The sequence below is a fragment of the Bradyrhizobium iriomotense genome, from assembly GCF_030160715.1.
GTDB lineage: Bacteria > Pseudomonadota > Alphaproteobacteria > Rhizobiales > Xanthobacteraceae > Bradyrhizobium > Bradyrhizobium iriomotense.
The window spans coordinates 1-20,871 of the sequence record NZ_BSOW01000059.1; the positions used below are offsets into that span (position 1 = coordinate 1).

Below are 20,871 nucleotides of genomic sequence, written 5' to 3' on the forward strand. Positions count from 1 at the left end.
CGCGCCTGGCCCTCCGGGCGGCGCGAGGCTGACGGCCGCGCCGGGATCGGGCACGGCGGCCGGTGGCACCGGCGGCGGGCGGTCGGAGAACAATTGCGCGTGAGCCGCGCCCTGGCCAAGGAAGCAGGCAAGCAAAACGGCTGGCAGCAGCCATCCGCTGCGCCGCCATCGTCTGATGCCGTCACCCCCGAAAATCATGTCACCTGCTTTTCACCGAAAACGCGGCAAATTCAAGCCACCGGAACCCCGCGAAATACCTGGTTCTGGAACCTTGCGGAACCCCTGATGGTTAGTCTTGCAGCAACCGGCCACCGCCATACTCCCGCCCACTGCCCTCCCCAAAGCGGCATAAACCATGCTTCGCCGTGTGTCTGGCGGGGCGGGATCGCGGTGCTTAGTCTGGTCAGCGTCATCGGGTCGTAGGAGATCTTCGGTGCTGGATATGTTGAAGGGTCGCGGCGCGAACGGCTCCAACGGTGCGAACGGCGAAAAAGTGGGGCTCGGCAGCATTCGCAGGCCGGTCATCGGCCTTGCGCTCGGCGGCGGTGCGGCGCGCGGCTTTGCCCATATCGGCATTCTGAAAACGCTGCTGGCCAACGGCATCGTGCCGAACGTCGTGGTTGGCACCTCGATCGGCGCGGTGATCGGCGGCGCCTATGCCGCCGGTCATCTCGACACGCTGGAGGACTGGGCCCGCAGCTTCCAGGGCGTGCGCAACATCCTCTCTTATCTCGACATCCGCCTCAATGGCTCCGGCCTGATCGGCGGCGAGAAGCTCGCAACCCGGCTGGAGGCAGCGATCGGCCAGACCCTGATCGAGGATCTGTCGATCAAGTTTGCCACGGTCGCCACCGAAGTCCGCACCGGCCACGAGATCTGGCTGACGCGCGGCCGCATGGTCGACGCGATGCGCGCTTCCTATGCGCTGCCGGGCATCTTCTCGCCCGTGCTGATCGGCGACCGCTGGCTGGTCGACGGCGCGCTGGTGAACCCGGTCCCGGTCTCGGCGGCGCGGGCGCTGGGTGCTGAAATCGTCATCGCGGCAAATCTTTCCAGCGACATCTTCACCCATTCCACGACCATCTACTCACACGGCGCGATGGCCGCCCCGGTCGAGCCGGCCGCAACCGAGGACGTAGCCGCCAAGGACGGCACCAAGGACACCGCCAAACGGCGCTTCCCGCGGTTTTTCTCGCCCGAGCGCACGGTGAAGCGCGAGTTCTTCGGCGGCGGCGGACGGCCCGGCATCTCCTCGGTGATGGTGGATGCCTTCAACATCATGCAGGACCGCATCACCCGCGCGCGTCTGGCCGGTGACCCCCCGGACATGCTGATCACGCCGCGGGTCGGCCAGATCGGCTGGTTCGACTTCCACCGCGCGGACGATCTGATCGCCTTCGGCGTCCGCGCCGCCGAGCGCGCGATCGACTCCATCCAGGAGGCGATCCACGTGCTGGCGCCGGCGCCGGAAGGCACCGCGACCAAGACGGTCGACAAGGCCGGCGACAAAGCGATCGAATAAGGCTCAGGCCGTCTTGATGTAGTCGCGCAGGGCTTCCTGCTCGGTCTCGTATTCGCGGACACGCCATTTGACGATGTCGCCGATCGAGATCAGGCCAACCACCTTGCCATTATCGATGACCGGCAGATGTCGGAACTTGCCCGTCGTCATCATCTCCATGATCTCGGCGACCGTGTCGGTGTCCTTGCAGGTCACGACCTTGCGGGTCATGACGCTCGAGACCGGCTCCTCCAGCACGCCTGCGCCCCTCTCGCCCAGCACGCGCACGATGTCGCGTTCCGACAGGATGCCTTCCAGCCGGCTCTGATTCATCACCAGGACCGCGCCGATCTTCTTCTCGCCGAGCAGCTTGACTACGGCCGTCATCTTCGCGTCGGGCTCGACGCTCATGATCTGGTGGCCTTTGGTGTCGAGGATAGAACGTACCGTCATTGCCGCCTCCCTGAATCCAACCCGGCCCTTCAAGCGTCGGGCCGGACTTCTCCGCGAGTCTTCAACTAACAGTTTCGATGCCGGTTTCCATTCTCAGGCGCTGCGCGAAGCAGGGCCGCTACCGGCTTGTCGCATCACGACATTCTTCGCATGCGATGATGAATGAAATCGACCCATCCCGCAAGCGCCGCCTCAAATGCGATCTGAAATGTCCTGTGATGACGCATCTGCAGCATCGGGGCGCGTGCGCGGCACTGGGTCGAACAGCGAGAACAAGAGCAACCCCGCAAAGAAGCCGCCGATATGCGCCTGCCAGGCGACGGTTGCGCCCTCGGTGGCGACCCCGATGGCCCCGATGCCGAAGATGATGTTGACGCCGAACCAAACGCTGAGAAAGCCCATCACCCGCCCGTCGCGCAGCGCTCGCAACAGCGGCAGCGCCGGTACCTTTGCCGCCGTGTCGGCATCGCTGCGGCTGAAGGACAGGAAGCTGCCGCGCACGAAGGCAAAGCGGATCGCGGCCGCCATGGCGCCGGATACCGACGCCGACGCCCCGATCATCGGGGCCACCGCATGCTCATGGGTGAGCAGATGGGCAAGCGCGCCGGCCGCCGCCGTCACCGCCAGGAACAGGTAGAAGCGCACCGGCCCGAAGCGCCGCGCGAGCGCGCTGCCGAACGGCAACAGCCACAGCACGTTGAAGCCGAGATGGGTGAGATTGGCGTGCAGCAGCGAATAGGTGACGAAGGTCCATACCTTCGCACCGGCGCCGCCGGGGATCGCGAGATTGAGCAGCGAGGAATCGTAGCGCTTCGGGATGAAGCCGAAGACGTCGATGGTCCAGTTTTCGAGCTCGGGCGGCAGCAGCACCCGCAAATGGATTACCGCCAGCAGCGCGATGTAGGCCGTCAGCGCGCCCGGCAGCGTCAAAGCCGGCTCGCGCCGCGCATCCTGAAGTGCGGCCGGCTCATCCGGCGGAGAATTTGGCGGGGCGTCCAAGGGATTTGGCTTTCAAAGCGCGAACAGAGCGACAAGCGTGGAGATAGTCGCCTTTGCCCACCACGTGCAAGTGCACAAAAGGAAAAGGGAGGGCCCTGGGAAAGCCCTCCCTGTCCGTGTCGGCCTTCCCGGACCTGCAAGGAATAAGGAGTTTCCCCACCCCTTCCCGCGGCCCAGCGACCAAACTGCTTGACGCCCTGTGTACAGGCCCCGCCGAGAACCTGGAGAAAAGCGGCGGCGCTTGCGATCGCGACGACCATAGCAGCCGCGCGAACGGGTTAAAGCCCATCGTTAATTTAACGTTAACGACGCAAAGGTCCGCCCCCAAGGGCCAAAAACACGCCTCCGGCATGGACGCTGCAAATCCTCTCCTGCACAACAAAGAAGGGGACCCGAGGTGCACTGAAGCGGGACAAGTCTGTCCCATGACGTGCGGCCGAGGGGCGAGCGTAGAGTCATGAAACATCCGTCGAGCCGCGAATTCTTCGCCTACTGGGACGACAAGCGCGGCACCGCGCGAGCGCCTGATCGTGCCGATATCGATCCGGCCGCCGTCCGCGGCCTGCTCGGCGACATCTTTGTCCTGTCCTGCGAGTCGACGCTCGGCTTTCCCTTCCGCGTCGCCGGCACGCGCGTCTGCGCGCTCGCCGGACGCGACCTCAAGGACCAGAGCTTTGCTGCGCTCTTTACGCGCGAAAGCCGCACCGAGATCGAGGAGATCACCGCAATCGTCGCCGAGGAGACGCTCGGCGCCATCGCCGGCCTCATCGCGACGCGGCAGGACGGCACGCGCGCGCATCTCGAGCTCCTGCTGCTGCCCTTCAACACCCGACCGCATACCCCGGTGAGCGTCACCGGCGTGCTCGCGCCGTTCGATGACGAGTATGGCGCGCTCGGCGAATTCGCCCTCACCTCCTGGCGCTATCTGCACCAGCCGGAGAAGCTGTTGCCCCGCGCCATCCGCAAGCTGCAGATCGCGCGCGGATTGATGGTATATGAGGGGCTGAGATAGGCGCCCGCCACGGGCGCGCGGGAACATCGTGCAATCACACTGGCGCCGCGCCGAGCCCTCCGATCTGCCGGCGATCATCGCGATCGCGACGGTCATCCATCCCGATCTGTCGGAGCGGGCGGACGTGCTTGTGGAGAAGATGAGCTTGTTTCCGGAAGGATGCCGGGTGCTCATCGCAGGCGAGGATGTCTCTGGCTACGGCATCGCTCATCCCTGGATGCTCCACCAGATTCCGCCGCTCGACGACTTCCTGCAAAGACTGCCGCCCGCGCCGGACTGTCTCTACGTGCATGACGTCGCCGTGATGCCCGCCTCGCGCGGCAATCGGGTCGCGGCATCGTACATCGAGACGATCGCACGCCTGGCGCGCGCGAACGGAATCGAACATCTCGCGCTGGTCTCCGTCTACGACACCTCTCCGTTCTGGGCGCGCCATGATTTTCGTATGACCGCACCCGACCCGGCGTTGCGCATCAAGCTGGCATCCTACGGCGGCGGCGCGACATACATGATCCGCAATCTCGCTGAGAGCCGTTTGCGCGACGCATAGCGCGGCGCAGTGCGCACGTTGCCCCGCCGCCGGCCGTTCACGTTGCCGTGTAGGTACTCGAACCGGTTTTCGTCCGGCTCCGTCCAACGGCTGAGCGGGCCGTTCCGGGCTTCGCTGAACCGAAGACTGGAGAATTCCCATGTTTACGAAATCCAGATTGACAGCAATTGCATTGATCAGTTTCGCTGCAACGACCGCGATGGCCACGACCAACGCCAACGCATTCACCCAGCGCGTTTCGACCTGCGATGTCTTCTTCCTTGCGGGGTGCGGCGAGGTTCTTGTTCCGATCACCACGCCCGTAGAGCGGCGGGTCGTTCGTCTGCCGACGCCTCCCCGCGACACGTCCCCCACCTACATGAAGCAGACCGATCCCCGCTACACCTCCGCCATGAATAATGCCGGAGGCGGTGGTGGTGGCGGAGGCGGCGGTGGTAGCGGCGGCGGTGGTGGCGGCGGCAGCTGAGATCACCTGACGCAATCGAACACGACGCCGCCGGCATGCTCCGGCGGCGTTTTCTTAGCTCTGACGTGATATTGTAGCTTGCATGAGCGCAGCGACATGCGGGACAGTTCCAGCCAAAAGAACCCGGATGTCGCTTCGCTCATCCGGGCTACATTATCTCAGCAGGCCGCCGCCGTAGCGCAGCTCGTACAGATCAACGCCGCCTTGCGCGATCACCTCACTCACGCCTCCTTCGCGTAAGCCGCGAGCCCTGCCCGGATCATCGCCAGCATCTCGTCGCGAACGGGGTCGGAGGTGCCGCGTGGCCAGGCCGCGGCGAGCGGCAGCTTGTTGGCGGTTGAAGCCGCGAGCGGGATGTAGCGCACGCCGCGCGTCGCCATGCGCGCGGTCCAGCGCGGGACGATGGCGACGCCGAGCCCGGCAGAGACCAGATTGACGATGGTCTGCTTCTCCTCGGCGATCTGGGCGATGTGCGCCTCCAGCCCCGCCTCCGCGAACAGTTTTATGGTCAGGTCGTGGCTGTGCGGGCGCGATTTGCGCTCGGGCACGATCAGCGCCTCACCTTCGAGATCGGCGATCTTGACGCGCTTGCGGGACGCCAAGCGGTGGCGGTCGGGCACCGCGACGACTGCCGTCTCGTGAAACAGGAAGAGAAACTCCAGCCGCTTGTCGGCCTGCTGCGGCGGGCGCACCAGCGCGAGATCGAGCCGGCCGGACAAAAGCCGCGGCAACAGGCGGATGGTCTTGTCCTCGACGAGCTGCACGGTGACGTCGGGCCTTCGTTTCCTGAAATCGTGCAGCAGCATCGGCAGCAGGCCGGCCGCCGCGCTGTCGATGGCGCCCAGGCGCACCTTTGCGGCGCGCCTGCGTGCGCGGTTACGGAATTTGTCGGCGATCGCATCGGCCTGCGCCAGCAGCTGACCGGCCTCCTTGACCAGCAGCTCGCCCTCTTCCGTGAGCGCAACGCTGCGGGTCGTGCGCGTCATCAGGCGCGCGCCGAGATCCTCCTCCAGAAGGCGGATGTGGCGGCCGAGCGCCGACGGCAGCATGTCGAGGCGCTGCGCCGCCTTGCCGAAATGCAATTCCTCGGCGGCCGCGAGGAAGCAGCGCAATTGATGCAGGTCCATTCCGTCCTCCGCGTACGATTATATCAATTTTTTGAATAAACGCGAGCCGATTGTCTTTGAGACCGGCCGGGTCTTTCGTGCGGCGGCCGTCAAGCACAACGACAACAATCAGGCGAGGATCGCTCGATGAGTTCCGAACTGGAATCACAGGTGCTGCGCAAAATCACGCTGCGCATCGTCCCGTTCATCATGCTCTTGTACTTCGTTGCCTTCATCGACCGCGTCAACATCGGTTTCGCGGCGCTGACCATGAACAAGGACCTCGGCTTCTCGCCGACCGTGTTCGGCTTCGGCGCCGGCATTTTCTTCCTCGGTTACTTCCTGTTCGAGGTGCCCTCCAATCTCGTGCTCGACAAGGTCGGCGCGCGGATCTGGATCGCGCGGGTGATGATCACCTGGGGCCTGATCTCGGGCGCGATGGCTTTCGTGCAGGGCCCCAACAGCTTCTATGCCCTGCGCTTCCTGCTGGGTGCGGCCGAAGCCGGTTTCTTCCCCGGCATCATCCTCTACCTGAGCTACTGGTTTCCGGCGCGGCAGCGCGCCGCCGTCACCGCGATCTTCATGGCCGCCGCACCGCTCTCGACCGTGCTGGGATCGCCGGTTTCCGGAGCACTCCTCGAGATGCACGGCCTGCTTGGCCTCGCCGGCTGGCAGTGGATGTTCCTGATCGAGGCCGCGCCCGCGCTCGTCCTTGGCGTGGTCGTGCTGTTCTACATGACCGACCGGCCCGAAAAGGCGAAGTGGCTCACCGAGGAGGAGCGCCGCTGGCTGGTGCTGACGATGAATGCGGAGGTGACCAGCAAGGCGCATGCAGCACACCACAGCATCTGGCGAGGTCTTGCCGATCCGCGCGTGCTCGCGCTGTCGCTGGTCTATTTCGGCACCTCGGCCGGTCTCTACACGCTCGGCATCTGGGCCCCGCAGATCATCAAGGAGCTCGGGCTCTCCTCGCTCCAGGTCGGCTTCCTCAATGCGGTGCCGGGCATCGTCGCCGTGATCGCCATGGTCGCATGGGCGCGACATTCGGACCGCACCGGCGAGCGCACCTGGCATGTGGTCAGCGCCTGCCTGCTCGCCTCCCTTGGCCTTGCGATGGCCGGCTTCGCCGGCACCGTCGCCTCCGTCGTGCTGACGCTCACCCTCGTCAATATCGGCATCTCCTCTTCCAAACCGCCGCTGTGGAGCATGCCGACGATGTTCCTGTCCGGCTCGGCGGCGGCAGCCGGCATAGCCACCATCAACTCGATCGGCAATCTCGGCGGCTTCGTCGGTCCCGCCATGATCGGGTTGATCAAGGACCTGACCGGCAGCTTTCAGGGCGGTCTGTTTTTCGTCGCCGGCCTGCTCGTGCTATCAGCCCTGCTGACCTGGCTCCTCTCCCGCACCCAGCGCGATCGTGCCGTCGGCGATGCCATCCCCAACGCCACTTCATTCCCACGGAGATCCAACCATGCGTGAATATTCCATTGCCGCTATCCCCGCCGATGGCATCGGCCCCGAAGTGATCGCCGCCGGCGTAACTGTGCTCGAAAGCCTGCAAAAGCGCCTCGGCGACGTGAGGTTCAACGTCGAGACCTTTGACTGGGGCTCGGCCTATTATCGCAAGCATGGCGTGATGATGCCGACCGACGCCCTCGCCAGGCTGAAGACATTCGACGCGATCTATTTCGGCGCGGTCGGCGCGCCCGACGTGCCCGATCACATCACGCTGTGGGGTTTGCGCCTGCCGATCTGCCAGGGCTTTGACCAATACGCCAACGTGCGCCCAACAAAGATCCTGCCGGGCATCACCTCGCCGCTGCGCAATGTCGGCACCGGCGATCTCGACTGGGTGATCGTGCGCGAGAACTCGGAAGGCGAATATGCCGGCTGCGGCGGCCGCGTGCATCGCGGCCTGCCCGAGGAGGTCGGCACCGAGGTCGCCGTGTTCACCCGCGTCGGTGTCCAGCGCATCATGCGCTACGCCTTCAGGCTCGCGCAGTCGCGGCCGCGCAAGCTGCTCACCGTCGTCACCAAGTCCAACGCCCAGCGCCACGGCATGGTGATGTGGGACGAGATCGCCGACGAAGTGTCCAAGGAATTCCCCGACGTCACCTGGGACAAGATGCTGGTCGATGCGATGACCGTGCGGATGACGCTAAAGCCGCAGAGCCTCGACACGATCGTGGCGACCAACCTCCACGCCGACATCCTGTCCGACCTCGCCGGCGCGCTGGCCGGCAGCCTCGGCGTCGCGCCGACGGCCAACATCGACCCTGAAAGACGCTTCCCCTCGATGTTCGAGCCGATCCACGGCTCGGCCTTCGACATCACCGGCAAGGGTATCGCCAATCCCGTGGCAAGCTTCTGGACGGCGGCGCAGATGCTCGATCACCTCGGCGAGCGCGACGCCTCCGCGCGGTTGATGCGTGCGGTGGAGAAGGTCTCAGGCGTGGGCATCAAGACGCCCGACGTCGGCGGCAACGCGACCACGAAGCAAGTGACCGACGCGGTCGTGGACGCGATCTATAGCTCGAACGAATGAGGGGCGTAGGGTGGGTTCGCCGAAGGCGTAACCCACCGCTTCTCTCGACGCGGATTGCAAAGAGGTGAACTCCGGTGACAAGGCGACCGCGGCACCGCGCAAGCTCGCCTAGAGGGCTACTCGCCCGGGGTGCTAGTCCCGAAAGGTCGCCAGCTTGCTGAAGCCGCCCACAAGTCTTGCTCTGGCCTGCGCAACATAGTCCCGCGCCGCCTGGCTCAAGGCGCGAATGGCCCGCCATGCTTCGGTTGCTTGCAGCCAGGCCTTGGCCTCGGCGAACCTCGTATAGGCCCAGGCGAAAGCCGGAATCCTCATCAGCTTGTCACGCGTGAGATGGAACAGCCTCTCGACCAGCACGAGCTTGAGCAACTCGCCGACAATGAAAGTGGCGGCGCCGCTCAGGACCTGACCGGTTGCGGCGAGATAGGCGGCCACGGGCTTGATCGGTTCCAGGATGATGACCGGCACGGAAAACAGAGCAAGCGAGGGATAAGGGGATAGCGATCTGATCCAGGCTCGCAGCCGCTTGAATTCCAGATGCCGCCCGAGCCAGCGCGAGATCGGCCTCGCCACGGCCATGAAAACCGCGTCCACCAGGAAGTAGACGGCGGCGAGGATGTAGGTGACGGGTTTCAGGATTTGCTTCACGGTCATTCTCCCGTGAAGAGAAAGCCGGAACTTGGTCCTAAGTTTCACCTTCGCGTGGATATATCGCGGAGTCTTGATGGAACTTTCTGGGCAACAATATCACCCCACCAGTTCCGGCCAGGGCACGATGGTCGACTTCACCGTCTTCATTGCCATCGCATCCGCCACCGCCTGCGCGACACCCTTTTCCGTGAATGGATAGATCGTCTGCATCTTCAGCCACGGATATCGGTCGCGCGTGCGGTAGAGCATGTCGACGCCGAGCGGCAGATCGTTGCCGGTAAACCCCCAGGAGCCGAGCACGTTGAGGTCCTTGGTGCAGATGCGGTGCCATGAGGTCTCGATCGATCCGGCATCGGTGAACTGGCCCATCTCGACATAGGTGCCGCCGTCGCGCAGCATCTCGATGCCTTCGGGGCCGGCGGAGGGATGGCCCGAGCAGTCCATCACGAGATCGGCGCCGAAACCGCCGACGATGTCGCGCACGGCCTTGATGCGATCCTGCGGCGTCTTCAGTTCTTCGATATTCACCGTCGCCTCCGCGCCGAACTCGCGCGCGAGCTTGAGCCGTGGCTCTTCCGGCGCGCCGACGCAGATCACGCGCCCCGCTCCCATCTCCCGCGCAGCCGCGACCGCCAGAATGCCGATCGGACCCGAACCCTGGATCACGACCGTGTCACCCCAGGCGAAGCCACCGGCGCGGCTCGCGCGGTTGAAGGCGCGGATGCAGGACGTCAACGGCTCGGACAGCGCGCCCAGCCGCAGCGACATGTCATCGGGCAGCTTGTAGATCTTGGTGCCCGGCAGCATGTCGAGATCGACATAGACATATTCGGCCCAGCCGCCCCACAGATGCGGAGCCTTGTCGAAGCCGAGATAGCGGCCGTAATAGACCGGCGTCAGACACTTGTTGGCCGTTGCCGGATAATGGATGCAGTAGTAGCAGCGGCCGCAGGGCATCAGAGGCGGGATCATCACCTTCGATCCGACGTGAAGCGGCTTGCTCATGAAATCCTCGGTGAACTCGTCGCCGCATTCGACGATGACGCCGCCGAGCTCGTGTCCGAGTGTGAACGGCCAGGGCAGCGGCTTCGGCCAATGTCCTTTGAGGATGTGCAGGTCGGTGCCGCATACGCCACAGGCACCGATCTTGATCAGGGCAGCCCTCTTCCCGACCTTCGGCCACGGCACGGCGCGGATGACGGGTTCAGCGCCCGGCCCAGCGTGTGTGCATACGCGGATTGACTCCATGGCTGTTTCCTCACTGCCCGTCTTGTGTTGAATGATGTCGCGGGCTGGCCGGAAGCGTATGTGAGGTTCGGCGCGATGCCAACCGTTGCGGCAAGACCGAAGCCCTGAATCGAGGTCTTGCTGAACCGCGAAGCTGTCACGCGATACTTACATCTTGCGACCACGTGCTCAGAGATCCGGGGGTGAGACCTTGCGCCATCGCTGGGGCGTTCTTGCAATCCTGTTTCTCGTGCGCCTCACGATGGCGTTCCAGTTTCAGAGCGTGGCGGCGGTCGCGCCACTCCTGGAAAAGACCTTTGGCGTGGGCCTCGCCGACATCGGGCTCTTGATCGGTCTGTACTTTTCGCCCGGCGTATTGTTGGCACTGCCGGGCGGCGCAATCGGCGCGCGGTTCGGTGACAAGGCGACCGCGCTCGCTGCGCTCGCCCTGATGATGACCGGCAGCATGACAATGGCGCTCGCGGACGCCTGGAGCCTCCAGATCGCCGGACGGGTCATTGCCGGGATTGGCGGCGTGTTGCTCAGCGTGCAACTCACCAAGATGACCACGGACTGGTTTGCCGGCAAGGAAATCGCGACCGCCATGGGCATCGTCATCAATTCCTGGCCGGCCGGGATCGCCCTCTCGCTCCTGACATTGCCCGCGATTGGCACGGCAAGCGGCGCCGGCGCCGTATTCCTGGCTGTCTGCGCAGTGATCGCCCTTGGCTTCGTGCTGATGCTGCTCTACCGGCCGCCACCCGCAAGCGCCGCAATGGCGGCGACGTCCGCGAGCCTCGATCGGCAGACGGTGACGGCCGTGATGATCGCCGGCGCGATCTGGGGTCTGTTCAATGTCGGCTTCGCCATGATCCTGTCATTTGGCCCCTCACTGTTGGTCGAGCGCGGCTGGACCGTCGCGGCGGCAGGCTCGGTGATCAGCCTGGCGCTTTGGATCTCGGCTATCTCCGTCCCGTTCGGAGGCTTTCTCGCCGACCGTACCGGACGCCCCCTCACCCTTCTCGTCGGCGGGAGCCTTGCACTTGCATCGCTGCTTGCGCTGTTGACGCGATCGAGCGCCGTGGTCGCGATCGTCATCGCGCTCGGCCTCGTCTCGGGACAGCCCGCCGGTCCGATCATGAGCCTGCCGGCGCGCGTGCTGGCGCCACAGACACGCGCGATCGGCATGGGAATCTTCCTCACGGTGTTCTATGCCGCGATGATGCTGGGACCAGCGGTGGCTGGCCGCCTCGCCGGATGGACCGGAAGTGCCGCGGCAGCGCTCGATCTCGGCGCGCTCGCGGTGCTCGTCTGCCCGGTGCTATTGTGGCTTTTCGAGCGCGTCGCCTCCCGCCGCACCCGGCCCGCTTGACCTATTCTGAAGGTCCCGTCCATCCCGCTAACGGCGCGTTAACCCTGTGCGCCTTAGGGTCCTTGGGACTCCGCCCGGGCGGGGGTCGGGTAGTGAAAATGGCGTTGGCGAACAAAAAATTTCTTCCGGCCGCCGAGGAACGTCGGCGTTTCCAGCGGGTGAAAGTGCATCTGCTCGGCCGCTATATGCTGCCGGATCGCCGTGAATTCCCCTGCCAGGTGATCAACATGTCACCGGGCGGCCTCGCCTTACTCGCCCCCGGCATCGGCAATGTCGGCGACCGCGTGGTCGCCTATCTCGACCATATCGGCCGCGTCGAGGGCAAGATCACCCGGATCATCGACAACGGCTTCGCCATGACGATCGGGGCAACGCCCCGCAAGCGCGACAAGCTCGCCGCCCAGCTCACCTGGCTCGCCAACCGCGACATCCTCAATTTGCCGGAGGATCGCCGCCACGACCGTGTCGTGCCGCGCAACCCGATCGCGGTGCTCACGCTCGAAGACGGCACCAAGATGACCTGCCGCATCATCGACCTGTCGCTGTCGGGCGCTGCCATTGCAGCGGAGAACCGGCCGCCGCTGAAGTCCACCGTCATGCTCGGCCGCGTGCAGGGCCGCGTGGTCAGAAATCTCGAAGACGGCTTTGCGCTCGAGTTCGTCCATGAGCAGCCGATCGAGACACTCGAAGAGAGCGTTACCGCGCGGTAAAGCGCAACAGGTCGAAAAATCCAGCAATCAAGCCGAAAAGGCGGCCTCCGCAACGCGGATGCCGCCTTTTTCGCATCTCGCACGCACGCGGCTGCCGGTTAACGCAGACGGCCGCACGGTGCGAAAACGCTGAGTTCCCCGGGGCTCGCGCGTTAATGCCTACAATTTTATTCAATTGCAGTATTCTCAAATTTTAGTCGAATTCTCCTCAAGTATAAATCGAATTCGGCGCTCGTTTTACTTGCATTCGTCTCGACTTGACTTGGCACACTTAGCGGCAACGCAAAAGCTTCGTGCGAATTGTGGTCCCAACAAGAAACGGGGGCCACGATGTTCGACTTCAGGGGACAGGGGAAAGGGCTGGCGGTTGCCGCCATGCTCTTCGGGATCAGCGCGACAGTGCAGGCCGGCGAAGGCCGCCTGCTCTACGCGAGCCTCGGCGACAACACGCGTGCGCCGATCGGCTGGGTCGAGTTCTGTGCCGACAATGCTGCCCAATGCCAGGGCGGTCCGTCGCAGCCGCGCGACATCGTGATGTCGCAGACGGCATGGCGCGATCTGCTGAAGGTCAATCGCTGGGTCAACGAGACCGTCAAGCCTTTGACCGACATGGAGCACTGGGGCGTGATCGAGAAGTGGTCGTTGCCGACCGACGGCTACGGCGACTGCGAGGACTATGTGCTGTTGAAGCGCAAGATGCTGATCGATGCCGGATGGCCGCGCGAGGCCCTGCTGATCACCGTCGTGCGCGACAAGAAGGGTGAAGGACACGCGGTGCTGACGGTCAAGACCGACAAGGGCGAGTTCATTCTCGACAATCAGAACGAGAATGTCGTCGCCTGGACCGAGACCGGCTACCGCTTCGTCAAGCGCCAGTCGCAGGGCGATCCCAACGTCTGGGTCTCGCTCGGCGATACCAAGCCGGCGGTCTCCACCGCCAGCGCCAAGGATCAGTAGTAGGAACAAACAAACGAGTTACGCGACCCGGTCACATCCCCACCCCTCCCCGTCCCAGACCGGTTCGCGCGCGGCCAGCCATCCCCCAATGGCTGGCCGCAATCCTTTTCCGGTGGGTTCAACCACTCGCACCCAAGGGACGGATCATCGTGAGCCCGTCGCAACGATCGGCTGCATCACGCTGTTGACCGCGTTCTCGCCGATCCGCCGTCCCATGTCGGTCCCGACCCGGGTCGACGACCGGTAGTGAAATCCGGCCCAGATGCGAGCATTGGCAACCTCGTCGGCAAAACGCGCCATGTTGGTCCAGCGATGCGTGATGCCGGGCGCAGTCGGGCTCGTCATCGCGGTCTCGGGGATGTCCTCCGTTCCCAGCACCGCCGTGACGACTCCGGCGACGCTACCGCTCAGGATGCAGTGCGCACACGGATACTCTGGATGCATCGGCGTGTTGTCGATCGGCTGCCAGGTGGCATCACGATCGGTGTTCGGATTGCCGTCGATATCGCCATTGCGAATGGCGGTGACCGGCCGCCAGAAATTATAGTGATACTTCGCGTCGAACACGGCGACGAGCGCATCGTTGAGTCCGACCGCAGCGAGCGCCATGAACCGCGCGGCCTCGCCGACATTCATCTGTTTCGAGACGACGAGCTGACGCACGAACGGGTGGTAAGCTCGCGGACCGACCATGAGCCAGAACCTTGCAGTTTCGGTCTGTTGCGGCGAGCGCTTCGCGCTGTTCTTGGCGCCATAGTCCTTCAACTCATTGAAGTCCGAGGCCCACTCCTCGCTCGCCAGAGAGACGGGCGGGCCCGGCCGAAACTGCGATGGCGCCGTCATGGCCCACGGCGTCACTTTCGGCCAGACCGAGGCGGACATGGGGGCGGTCGGCACGTAGACGCCGGGCGCCGTCCTCGGGCGGTAGTCATCGGGTGCATCGGCGCCGTCATTCGCCCGAGCCATCACGGCCTTGATCGCAACGGCCTCGCCGAGCTTGACGCCATCGGACTTCGCCTCGTCATCGGGCATGGATGCGAGATAGGTCGTCAGGGCGGTTTTCATGTCACTCGCTGTTTTCTGGTCGACAGTCGCCAACACCGTGGCAGCGGCGGTTGCAGCCGCTGCTTCCTTCGATGTGGTCGGATTGGCGGGCAGTTGTACGAGATACGGTTGGTATCGCCGCTCGATCGAATTGACCGCGTCGAACATCGCGGCGTGAACCATCCCCATCAGACGTTGAGCCGTATAAGGCGTCATCGGCATGACGATGGCGGTGGCCCTTTCGTCCCAATCGGTGATCACATTGGCGCGCGCCGATTGCGGAGTGGCGAGTACAATTCCCGCTCCAATCAGCGCCATCGAAATCGACTGGCTCAAAGTGCAAGCTCTTGAGGCACCCATCGTCTCCTCCATGAGTCTTCCGACATTGATTTCGCCGAGGCGTATCGCTCTGGCGCACGCCTAAAAGCTCGTTTGCCTCGGCGTTCGTTATCTTAGTTGAGGAATGGAAGAGCGGCCGTGAAATGGTTCACCTTCTGGACGTATCCAGGTGTGCATCGCCCGCGCCCCCGGTCGGGAAAGGCCCCCGGCTTGCGGAGATCGCTGATTGGTGCGCCTGGAACCGAAACTTTCTCAACGTAGGTGAATTGTCGGTGGGGGCTCGCAAGTCGCGAGGCGAGCCATGCAGTTCCTATCGCCAGGTGACGTATTTCTCATGTCGGTGACTACTGGCCTCGTTTTCCTGATCGAGGTCGGGCTTTTCATCGTCTTGGGCATTATCTGAGAGTCGGTTCGGTTCCGCAGCAGCATGGAACAGACGACGTCTGCAAGCGTTCACCTTGGTCAGGGGATGGCGCCATGCGTGTCCGCGTGAGGCGACATGAAGAATCCTTCGCCCGGAATGCGCAGGGCACTCCGCCAGGCTCAGCTCTACGGCCACCTGATCGTTCGAAACGACAGGCTGTATTACCCGGGAGGCAACCAGCCGATTTGCTCCATACAGCTCGCGCGGGAGATGGTCAGGTCCGGGTGGATGACAAAGCAAGACGGCGAATACCAGATCACGCCTGACGGACAGCTCGCCGCCGAAAGCGAAAGCAGGCATTAGAGCGGGTCGCAGGCCCGGCCGCGAAGTTTCGTAGGCGCCCGATCCGCGCTCCTCACGCCCCCAACACGTCGGAAAGCCGCGGCTCGTCGGCAGCCGGCTCTTTCAGAAACAGCTCGGCCTCGATCTCAGTGAGATGTGAGAGCATCAGCTCGCGCGCCTGCGACTTGTCCTTCCTGCGGATCGCGGTGACGATCTCGGCGTGATGGCTGGTGCCGCAGGCGGGCGTGTCATGGCGGCGATAGAGCAGGATGATCAGCGAGGAGCGCGCGATCAGCTCCTTGAGAAAGCCGGCATAGATGCTGTGGCCGGACATCTCGGCGACCAGCCGGTGAAACTCGCCGGACAGCCGGATCGAGGTCCTGGCGTCGCCGCGGCTTTCCGCCGCATGCTCCTCGGCGAGATGTTGTTGCAAGCGCTCAAGCCAATCCGGCGACACTGCGTCGATGGCGTGATCGACGATCGACGGCTCGATCAACCGGCGCGCCTCGAACACCTCGCGTGCATCGGCCGGCGTCGGCCGCGCCACGAAGGCGCCGCGGTTCTTCTCGATGCTGACGATCCCCTCATGCGCGAGCTGGTGCAGCGCGGTGCGGACCAAGGTGCGGCTCGCGCCGTAGATCTCACCGATCTCGTCCTCGCCGAGCTTTGTGCCCGGCAGCAGCCGATGCTCGAGGATCGCCGTCGTCACACCCTCCCGGATACGGCTGACGCGGTCACTGCCATTGTCGGCTGCGAGCGATGTGTCAGACTTCGGTTGAGCTTTGGCGGCCATAGACTTTGGCTTGTTGATGTGGGCTCGTCGATTTGGAGCTCGATCGTCAAATCAGGCGTCAAAGGTTAGTCGACCAGCCGTATCCAATGACAGGCGAAACTTTATACAATCCCTGACCATTTTGTGTGCATAATGCTGCATGGCGGCCATCGCCGCGCTGCCCGGATTTGCCGTCTCCGGGCTAACGATCTGACATTGCTGCGCAGTTCCGAAAAAATGCCGCGGACTTCCGCTTGGCACGGGCCTTGCCGAGGGAAGCGGTAAATCGTCCTTTCCCTGGGAGCCCCATGGCCCTTCCCGCCGCCCTTGAACTGGTCTCGGTCACCAAGCGCTATGACACGACGCTGGCGGTCGATAGCGTCAACCTCAAGATTCCGGCCGGCACCTATTGCTGCCTGCTCGGTCCCTCCGGCTGCGGCAAGACCTCGACGCTGCGCATGATCGCCGGCCACGAGGCGGTCAGCGAGGGCGACATCATCCTCGGTCCCCACAACGTCACCGGCCTGCCGCCGGCCAAGCGCGGCACGGCCATGATGTTCCAGTCCTACGCGCTGTTTCCGCACCTCACCGTGCTCGACAACGTCGCCTTCGCGCTGAAGATGCGCGGCATCGATCGCGCGACGCGCCACAAGCGCGCGGGCGAGCTGCTCGAGCTGGTGGCGATGACGCCCTATGCCGCGCGCCTGCCGGCGCAGCTCTCCGGCGGCCAGCAGCAGCGCGTGGCGCTGGCCCGTGCCCTGATCACCGAGCCGCAGATCCTGCTGCTCGACGAGCCGCTCTCCGCGCTCGACCCGTTCCTGCGCGTCAGGATGCGCGGCGAGTTGAAGCGGCTGCAGCGCGAGCTCGGCATCAGCTTCATCCAGGTCACGCACGGCCAGGAGGAGGCGATGGCGCTCGCCGACCATATCGTGGTGATGAATCACGGCAAGATCGAGCAGCAGGGCTCGGCCCGCGACATCTTCCACCATCCGCGCACCGAGTTCGTCGCGCGCTTCATCGGCGGACACAACGTGCTCTCCGACGCCGGCCAGACGATCGCGGTGCGCGCCGATCAGCTCGGCATCAAGCCGCTCGCGGACGGCGCCTTCGGCGCGCCGGCACTTTTGACCGAGACCGAGTACCAGGGCTCCTACGTCGCCGTCTCGCTCACGCTCGACGACGGCACCACCCTGTTCTCCCATGTTCCCGAGGCCACCTTCGACGCCCACCCCTTCCGTCCGGGTGATCGCGTGCTGGCCACCTGGGATCCCGCCAAGGCGCAGCGTCTGCAATAGCGCCATCCAGTCCGGAAAATGCGCAACACAGAGGAGTGACTGATATGACAGAGACGACGAGGAAGACCGGCGTCAGCCGCCGCACATTGTTGAAGGGGACCGCGGGCCTCGCAGGTTTCGCCGCCGGCTCCGGCGCCATCACCGGCTTCCCCTACGTGATGTCGGCCGAGCCGAAGGTGCTGCGCTATCTCGGCACCGCCGTGAACGAGGGCGATGACATCTCGAAACAGTGCCTGAAGGACACCGGCATCAAGATCGAATACATCACCGCGACGACCGACGACGTCACCAAGCGCGTGATGACCCAGCCGAACTCCTTCGACGTGCTGGACACCGAATATTTCTCGCTGAAGAAGCTCGTGCCCTCCGGCAACATCCTTGCCCTCGACGCCAAGAAGATCAAGGAATTCGACAACATCACGCCCGTCTTCACCAAGGGCGAGACGCCCGGCGGCAAGAAGATCGGCAATCAGGGCACCGCGCCCTGGAAGGTGCTCTATCTCGAAGGCAAGGACTCCAAGACCTTCTCCAAGTCGGCGACCGAGTTCGTGACGCTGATTCCGACCGTCTACAACGCCGATACGCTCGGCATCCGTCCGGACCTGATCAAGCGGCCGATCAGCTCGTGGGCCGAGCTGCTCAATCCCGAGTTCAAGGGCAAGGCCTCGATCCTCAACATCCCCTCGATCGGCATCATGGATGCCGCGATGGTCGTGGAAGCCACCGGCAAGTACAAATATGCCGACAAGGGCAACATGACCAAGGAAGAGATCGATCTCACCATGAAGGTGATGACCGAAGCCAAGAAGGCTGGTCAGTTCCGCGCCTTCTGGAAGGACTTCAACGAGAGCGTCAACCTGATGGCCTCGGGCGAAACCGTCATCCAGTCGATGTGGTCGCCGGCCGTCACCAAGGTGCGCTCGATGGGCATCGCCTGCACCTTCCAGCCGTTGAAGGAAGGCTACCGCTCCTGGGCCTCGGGCTTCTGCGTCTCCAAGGGCGTGTCGGGTGCGAAGCTCGATTGGGCCTACGAGTTCGTCAACTGGTTCCTGTCCGGCTACGCCGGCGCGTACCTCAACCGCCAGGGCTACTACTCGGCGGTGCTCTCGACCGCGAAAGCGCACATGGAGCCCTACGAGTGGGCCTACTGGATGGAAGGCAAGCCCGCCGAGAAGGACATCAAGGCGCCCGACGGCTCGCTGCTCGAGAAGGCCGGTGCCGTGCGCGACGGCGGCTCGTACGAGGACCGCATGGGCGGGGTCGCCTGCTGGAACGCGGTCATGGACGAGAACGACTACATGGTCCGTAAGTGGAACGAGTTCATCGCAGCGTGATGGACACGTCCGACGAGACGCTGCAACAGGCATCCCCGGGCCTCGCCCGGGGATCGGGACAGACGCGCCAGAAAGCGGCGCGTCTGTCGCCCTCCTTCATCTCCTGGCTCCAGGCCGGGCCGATGATGCTCGTCTTCCTCGCCTTCTTCCTGATCCCGCTGGTGTTCGTCGTCATCGTCTCCTTCTGGGACTACAACGAATACCAGTTGCTGCCGGCCTTCTCCGGGCGCGGCTATACCGACACGTTCGAAGGCTGCATCGCGCAGCTCCCCGAACTCTGCACGATCGGCAAGACCTATGTGAAGACGCTCAAGCTGTGCTTCATGGTCTGGGCGATCACGCTGTTCATCGGCTTCTGGGTCGCCTACTTCCTGGCCTTCCACATCAAGTCCAAGACCTGGCAGATGGGCCTGTCGCTGCTCTGCACGATCCCGTTCTGGACCTCGAACGTGATCCGCATGATCGCCTGGATTCCGCTGCTCGGCCGCAACGGCCTCGTCAATTCCGGGCTGCTCAAGGTGGGCGTGATCGACCAGCCGGTCGAATGGCTTCTTTATTCCGAATTCTCCGTGGTGCTGGCGCTCGTGCACCTCTTCACCTTCTTCATGGTGGTGCCGATCTTCAATTCGATGGTGCGCATCGACAAGTCGCTGATCGAGGCGGCCTATGACGCCGGCGCCACCGGCTTCCAGACCCTCGTCAACGTCATCATCCCCCTTGCCAAGCCCGGCATCGTGATCGGCTCGATCTTCGTCATCACCATCGTGATGGGCGACTTCATCACCATCGGCGTGATGGGCGGCCAGCAGATCGCCGCCGCCGGCAAGATCATCGAGACCCGACTCAACGCGCTGCAATTCCCCGCGGCTGCGGCAAACGCCGTGATCCTGCTCGCCATCACCTTCCTGATCATCACCATGATGTCGCGCATCGTCGACATCAGGAAGGAGCTGTGATGCGTGAGGGACGCCCGCGCAGCTTCTACGTGCTCGCCGTCTTCTTCGCGGCCTACGTGCTGTTTCTCTACGGCCCGATGATCGCGATCTACATCCTGTCGTTCCAGGGGCCGCAGGGCGGCCTCACCTTCCCGATGAACGGGATGTCGACCTACTGGCTGTCGAAGCTGTTCCAGGGCACCGGCATCGTCGATCTGGGTGCCGCCTTCCGCCGCTCGCTCCTACTCGGCCTCGTCGTGATGGCGGTCACCGTCGTGCTGTCGGTCGCCGCCGGCATGGCCTTCCGCCGCAAGTTCAAGGCGCAGAGCATCCTGTTCTATTCGGCGATCGCGAGCCTCATTGTCCCCTCCATCATCACCTCGCTCGGCATCTCCCTGGAATTCCGCATCATCGACGATCTCATCAAGGCGCACTGGAACGAGAATTTCGAGACCTCGATGGGCCTGCTCACCTCGGGCCTGGGTGCGCATCTGACCTGGACGCTGCCGTTCGGCCTGCTCATCATGTTCGCGATCTTCAACCGCTTCGATCCCAGGCTCGAGGAAGCCGCGCGCGATCTCGGCGCGACGCCCTGGCAGACCTTCCGTCACGTCGTGCTGCCGATCATCCTGCCCTCGGTGATCGGCATCGGGCTGTTTGGCTTCACGCTGTCCTGGGACGAGCTTGCCCGCTCCAGCCAGGCGATCGGGTCGGTGAACACGCTGCCGCTGGATCTCCAGGGCCTCACCACCACGGTGACCAAGCCCGACATCTATGCGCTCGGCACCATCATCTCCGCGGTCTCCTTCGCGGTGATCACGCTGGCGCTCGGCACCATCCACATGCTGAACAAGCGGCAGGCCGCAAAGGGGTCCGACGCCGGCAAGGGACTGGTGTGAC

General features: G+C 64.1%; 21 protein-coding genes and 1 pseudogene. 14 read left to right on the forward strand and 8 right to left on the reverse strand.

Features of this window, described 5'->3' with window-relative positions; genetic code table 11:
- Positions 1–198, reverse strand: a pseudogene (locus tag QQL28_RS43365) (hypothetical protein); the annotation flags it as partial.
- 235 nt (positions 199–433) lie between these two features.
- On the opposite strand from QQL28_RS43365, the gene QQL28_RS43370 reads away from it, so the two are divergent.
- A complete protein-coding gene (locus QQL28_RS43370; RefSeq protein ID WP_284275762.1) occupies positions 434–1,522 on the forward strand; it encodes a patatin-like phospholipase family protein in 1,089 nt (362 codons plus the stop codon).
- 3 nt (positions 1,523–1,525) lie between these two features.
- On the opposite strand, the gene QQL28_RS43375 is transcribed toward QQL28_RS43370, so the two are convergent.
- Both QQL28_RS43375 and QQL28_RS43380 read right to left on the reverse strand, forming a co-directional pair.
- Entirely contained in the window at positions 1,526–1,954 is a 429-nt protein-coding gene (locus QQL28_RS43375) for a CBS domain-containing protein (RefSeq protein ID WP_284275763.1), read from the reverse strand.
- Between the two features lie 192 nt (positions 1,955–2,146).
- Positions 2,147–2,953: a rhomboid family intramembrane serine protease gene (locus QQL28_RS43380; protein WP_284275764.1), complete on the reverse strand. Its 807-nt coding sequence runs from the start codon at positions 2,951–2,953 to the stop codon at positions 2,147–2,149.
- A 457-nt stretch (positions 2,954–3,410) separates the two neighbouring features.
- Between QQL28_RS43380 and QQL28_RS43385 the strand changes: the two genes are divergently transcribed.
- The 3 genes from QQL28_RS43385 (at position 3,411) to QQL28_RS43395 (ending at position 4,981) form a co-directional block, all read left to right on the forward strand.
- Positions 3,411–3,965, forward strand: coding sequence for a PAS domain-containing protein (locus tag QQL28_RS43385; protein WP_284275766.1), 555 nt, complete (start codon positions 3,411–3,413; stop codon positions 3,963–3,965).
- A 25-nt stretch (positions 3,966–3,990) separates the two neighbouring features.
- Complete coding sequence (locus QQL28_RS43390; protein ID WP_284275817.1) at positions 3,991–4,515, forward strand: GNAT family N-acetyltransferase; 525 nt, start codon at positions 3,991–3,993, stop codon at positions 4,513–4,515.
- 139 nt (positions 4,516–4,654) lie between these two features.
- Positions 4,655–4,981, forward strand: a complete 327-nt coding sequence (locus QQL28_RS43395) for a hypothetical protein (protein WP_284275768.1) — start codon at positions 4,655–4,657, stop codon at positions 4,979–4,981.
- A 221-nt stretch (positions 4,982–5,202) separates the two neighbouring features.
- On the opposite strand, the gene QQL28_RS43400 is transcribed toward QQL28_RS43395, so the two are convergent.
- Positions 5,203–6,108, reverse strand: a complete 906-nt coding sequence (locus tag QQL28_RS43400) for a LysR family transcriptional regulator (protein ID WP_284275770.1) — start codon at positions 6,106–6,108, stop codon at positions 5,203–5,205.
- Between the two features lie 126 nt (positions 6,109–6,234).
- Between QQL28_RS43400 and QQL28_RS43405 the strand changes: the two genes are divergently transcribed.
- Positions 6,235–7,566 (forward strand): MFS transporter, encoded by a 1,332-nt coding sequence (locus QQL28_RS43405; RefSeq protein ID WP_284275772.1) that lies wholly within the window; start codon positions 6,235–6,237, stop codon positions 7,564–7,566.
- Positions 7,559–8,632, forward strand: a complete 1,074-nt coding sequence (locus tag QQL28_RS43410; protein ID WP_284275773.1) for a tartrate dehydrogenase — start codon at positions 7,559–7,561, stop codon at positions 8,630–8,632. The genes QQL28_RS43405 and QQL28_RS43410 overlap by 8 nt, the downstream gene beginning before the upstream one ends.
- Before the next feature lie 132 nt (positions 8,633–8,764).
- Here the strand turns inward: QQL28_RS43410 and QQL28_RS43415 are convergent, their stop codons facing one another.
- Together QQL28_RS43415 and QQL28_RS43420 are read right to left on the reverse strand one after the other, a co-directional pair.
- A complete protein-coding gene (locus QQL28_RS43415; RefSeq protein WP_284275775.1) occupies positions 8,765–9,277 on the reverse strand; it encodes a hypothetical protein in 513 nt (170 codons plus the stop codon).
- Between the two features lie 99 nt (positions 9,278–9,376).
- Complete coding sequence (locus tag QQL28_RS43420) at positions 9,377–10,528, reverse strand: zinc-binding dehydrogenase (RefSeq protein WP_284275777.1); 1,152 nt, start codon at positions 10,526–10,528, stop codon at positions 9,377–9,379.
- 190 nt (positions 10,529–10,718) lie between these two features.
- Here QQL28_RS43420 and QQL28_RS43425 point away from each other — a divergent pair, with 190 nt between their 5' ends.
- The 3 genes from QQL28_RS43425 (at position 10,719) to QQL28_RS43435 (ending at position 13,546) form a co-directional block, all read left to right on the forward strand.
- Positions 10,719–11,879 (forward strand): MFS transporter, encoded by a 1,161-nt coding sequence (locus QQL28_RS43425; protein WP_284275779.1) that lies wholly within the window; start codon positions 10,719–10,721, stop codon positions 11,877–11,879.
- A gap of 98 nt (positions 11,880–11,977) precedes the next feature.
- Positions 11,978–12,589 carry a PilZ domain-containing protein gene (locus QQL28_RS43430; RefSeq protein ID WP_284275781.1) on the forward strand — a complete coding sequence of 204 codons (612 nt, stop codon included), beginning with the start codon at positions 11,978–11,980 and terminating at the stop codon, positions 12,587–12,589.
- Positions 12,590–12,919: 330 nt separating this feature from the next.
- Complete coding sequence (locus QQL28_RS43435; RefSeq protein WP_284275783.1) at positions 12,920–13,546, forward strand: transglutaminase-like cysteine peptidase; 627 nt, start codon at positions 12,920–12,922, stop codon at positions 13,544–13,546.
- Positions 13,547–13,690: 144 nt separating this feature from the next.
- Here QQL28_RS43435 and QQL28_RS43440 read toward each other — a convergent pair whose 3' ends face one another.
- On the reverse strand, positions 13,691–14,926 hold the full coding sequence (locus QQL28_RS43440) for a vanadium-dependent haloperoxidase (protein WP_284275785.1): 1,236 nt from the start codon (positions 14,924–14,926) through the stop codon (positions 13,691–13,693).
- 502 nt (positions 14,927–15,428) lie between these two features.
- Here QQL28_RS43440 and QQL28_RS43445 point away from each other — a divergent pair.
- Positions 15,429–15,656: a hypothetical protein gene (locus QQL28_RS43445; protein WP_284275787.1), complete on the forward strand. Its 228-nt coding sequence runs from the start codon at positions 15,429–15,431 to the stop codon at positions 15,654–15,656.
- Positions 15,657–15,708: 52 nt separating this feature from the next.
- Here QQL28_RS43445 and QQL28_RS43450 read toward each other — a convergent pair whose 3' ends face one another.
- Complete coding sequence (locus QQL28_RS43450; RefSeq protein WP_284275789.1) at positions 15,709–16,428, reverse strand: GntR family transcriptional regulator; 720 nt, start codon at positions 16,426–16,428, stop codon at positions 15,709–15,711.
- Positions 16,429–16,715: 287 nt separating this feature from the next.
- Between QQL28_RS43450 and QQL28_RS43455 the strand changes: the two genes are divergently transcribed.
- The 4 genes from QQL28_RS43455 to QQL28_RS43470 are packed head-to-tail and all read left to right on the forward strand — an operon-like array spanning position 16,716 to position 20,870.
- Positions 16,716–17,702 (forward strand): ABC transporter ATP-binding protein, encoded by a 987-nt coding sequence (locus QQL28_RS43455; protein WP_284275791.1) that lies wholly within the window; start codon positions 16,716–16,718, stop codon positions 17,700–17,702.
- A gap of 44 nt (positions 17,703–17,746) precedes the next feature.
- A complete protein-coding gene (locus tag QQL28_RS43460; RefSeq protein ID WP_254105328.1) occupies positions 17,747–19,036 on the forward strand; it encodes an ABC transporter substrate-binding protein in 1,290 nt (429 codons plus the stop codon).
- A complete protein-coding gene (locus QQL28_RS43465; RefSeq protein WP_284275819.1) occupies positions 19,036–19,992 on the forward strand; it encodes an ABC transporter permease in 957 nt (318 codons plus the stop codon). Before QQL28_RS43460 ends, QQL28_RS43465 begins: the two co-directional genes overlap by 1 nt.
- The gene (locus QQL28_RS43470; protein ID WP_284275794.1) at positions 19,992–20,870 is read left to right on the forward strand and encodes an ABC transporter permease; all 879 of its coding nucleotides are present in this window, start codon (positions 19,992–19,994) and stop codon (positions 20,868–20,870) included. The genes QQL28_RS43465 and QQL28_RS43470 overlap by 1 nt, the downstream gene beginning before the upstream one ends.
- Position 20,871: the final 1 nt, after the last annotated feature.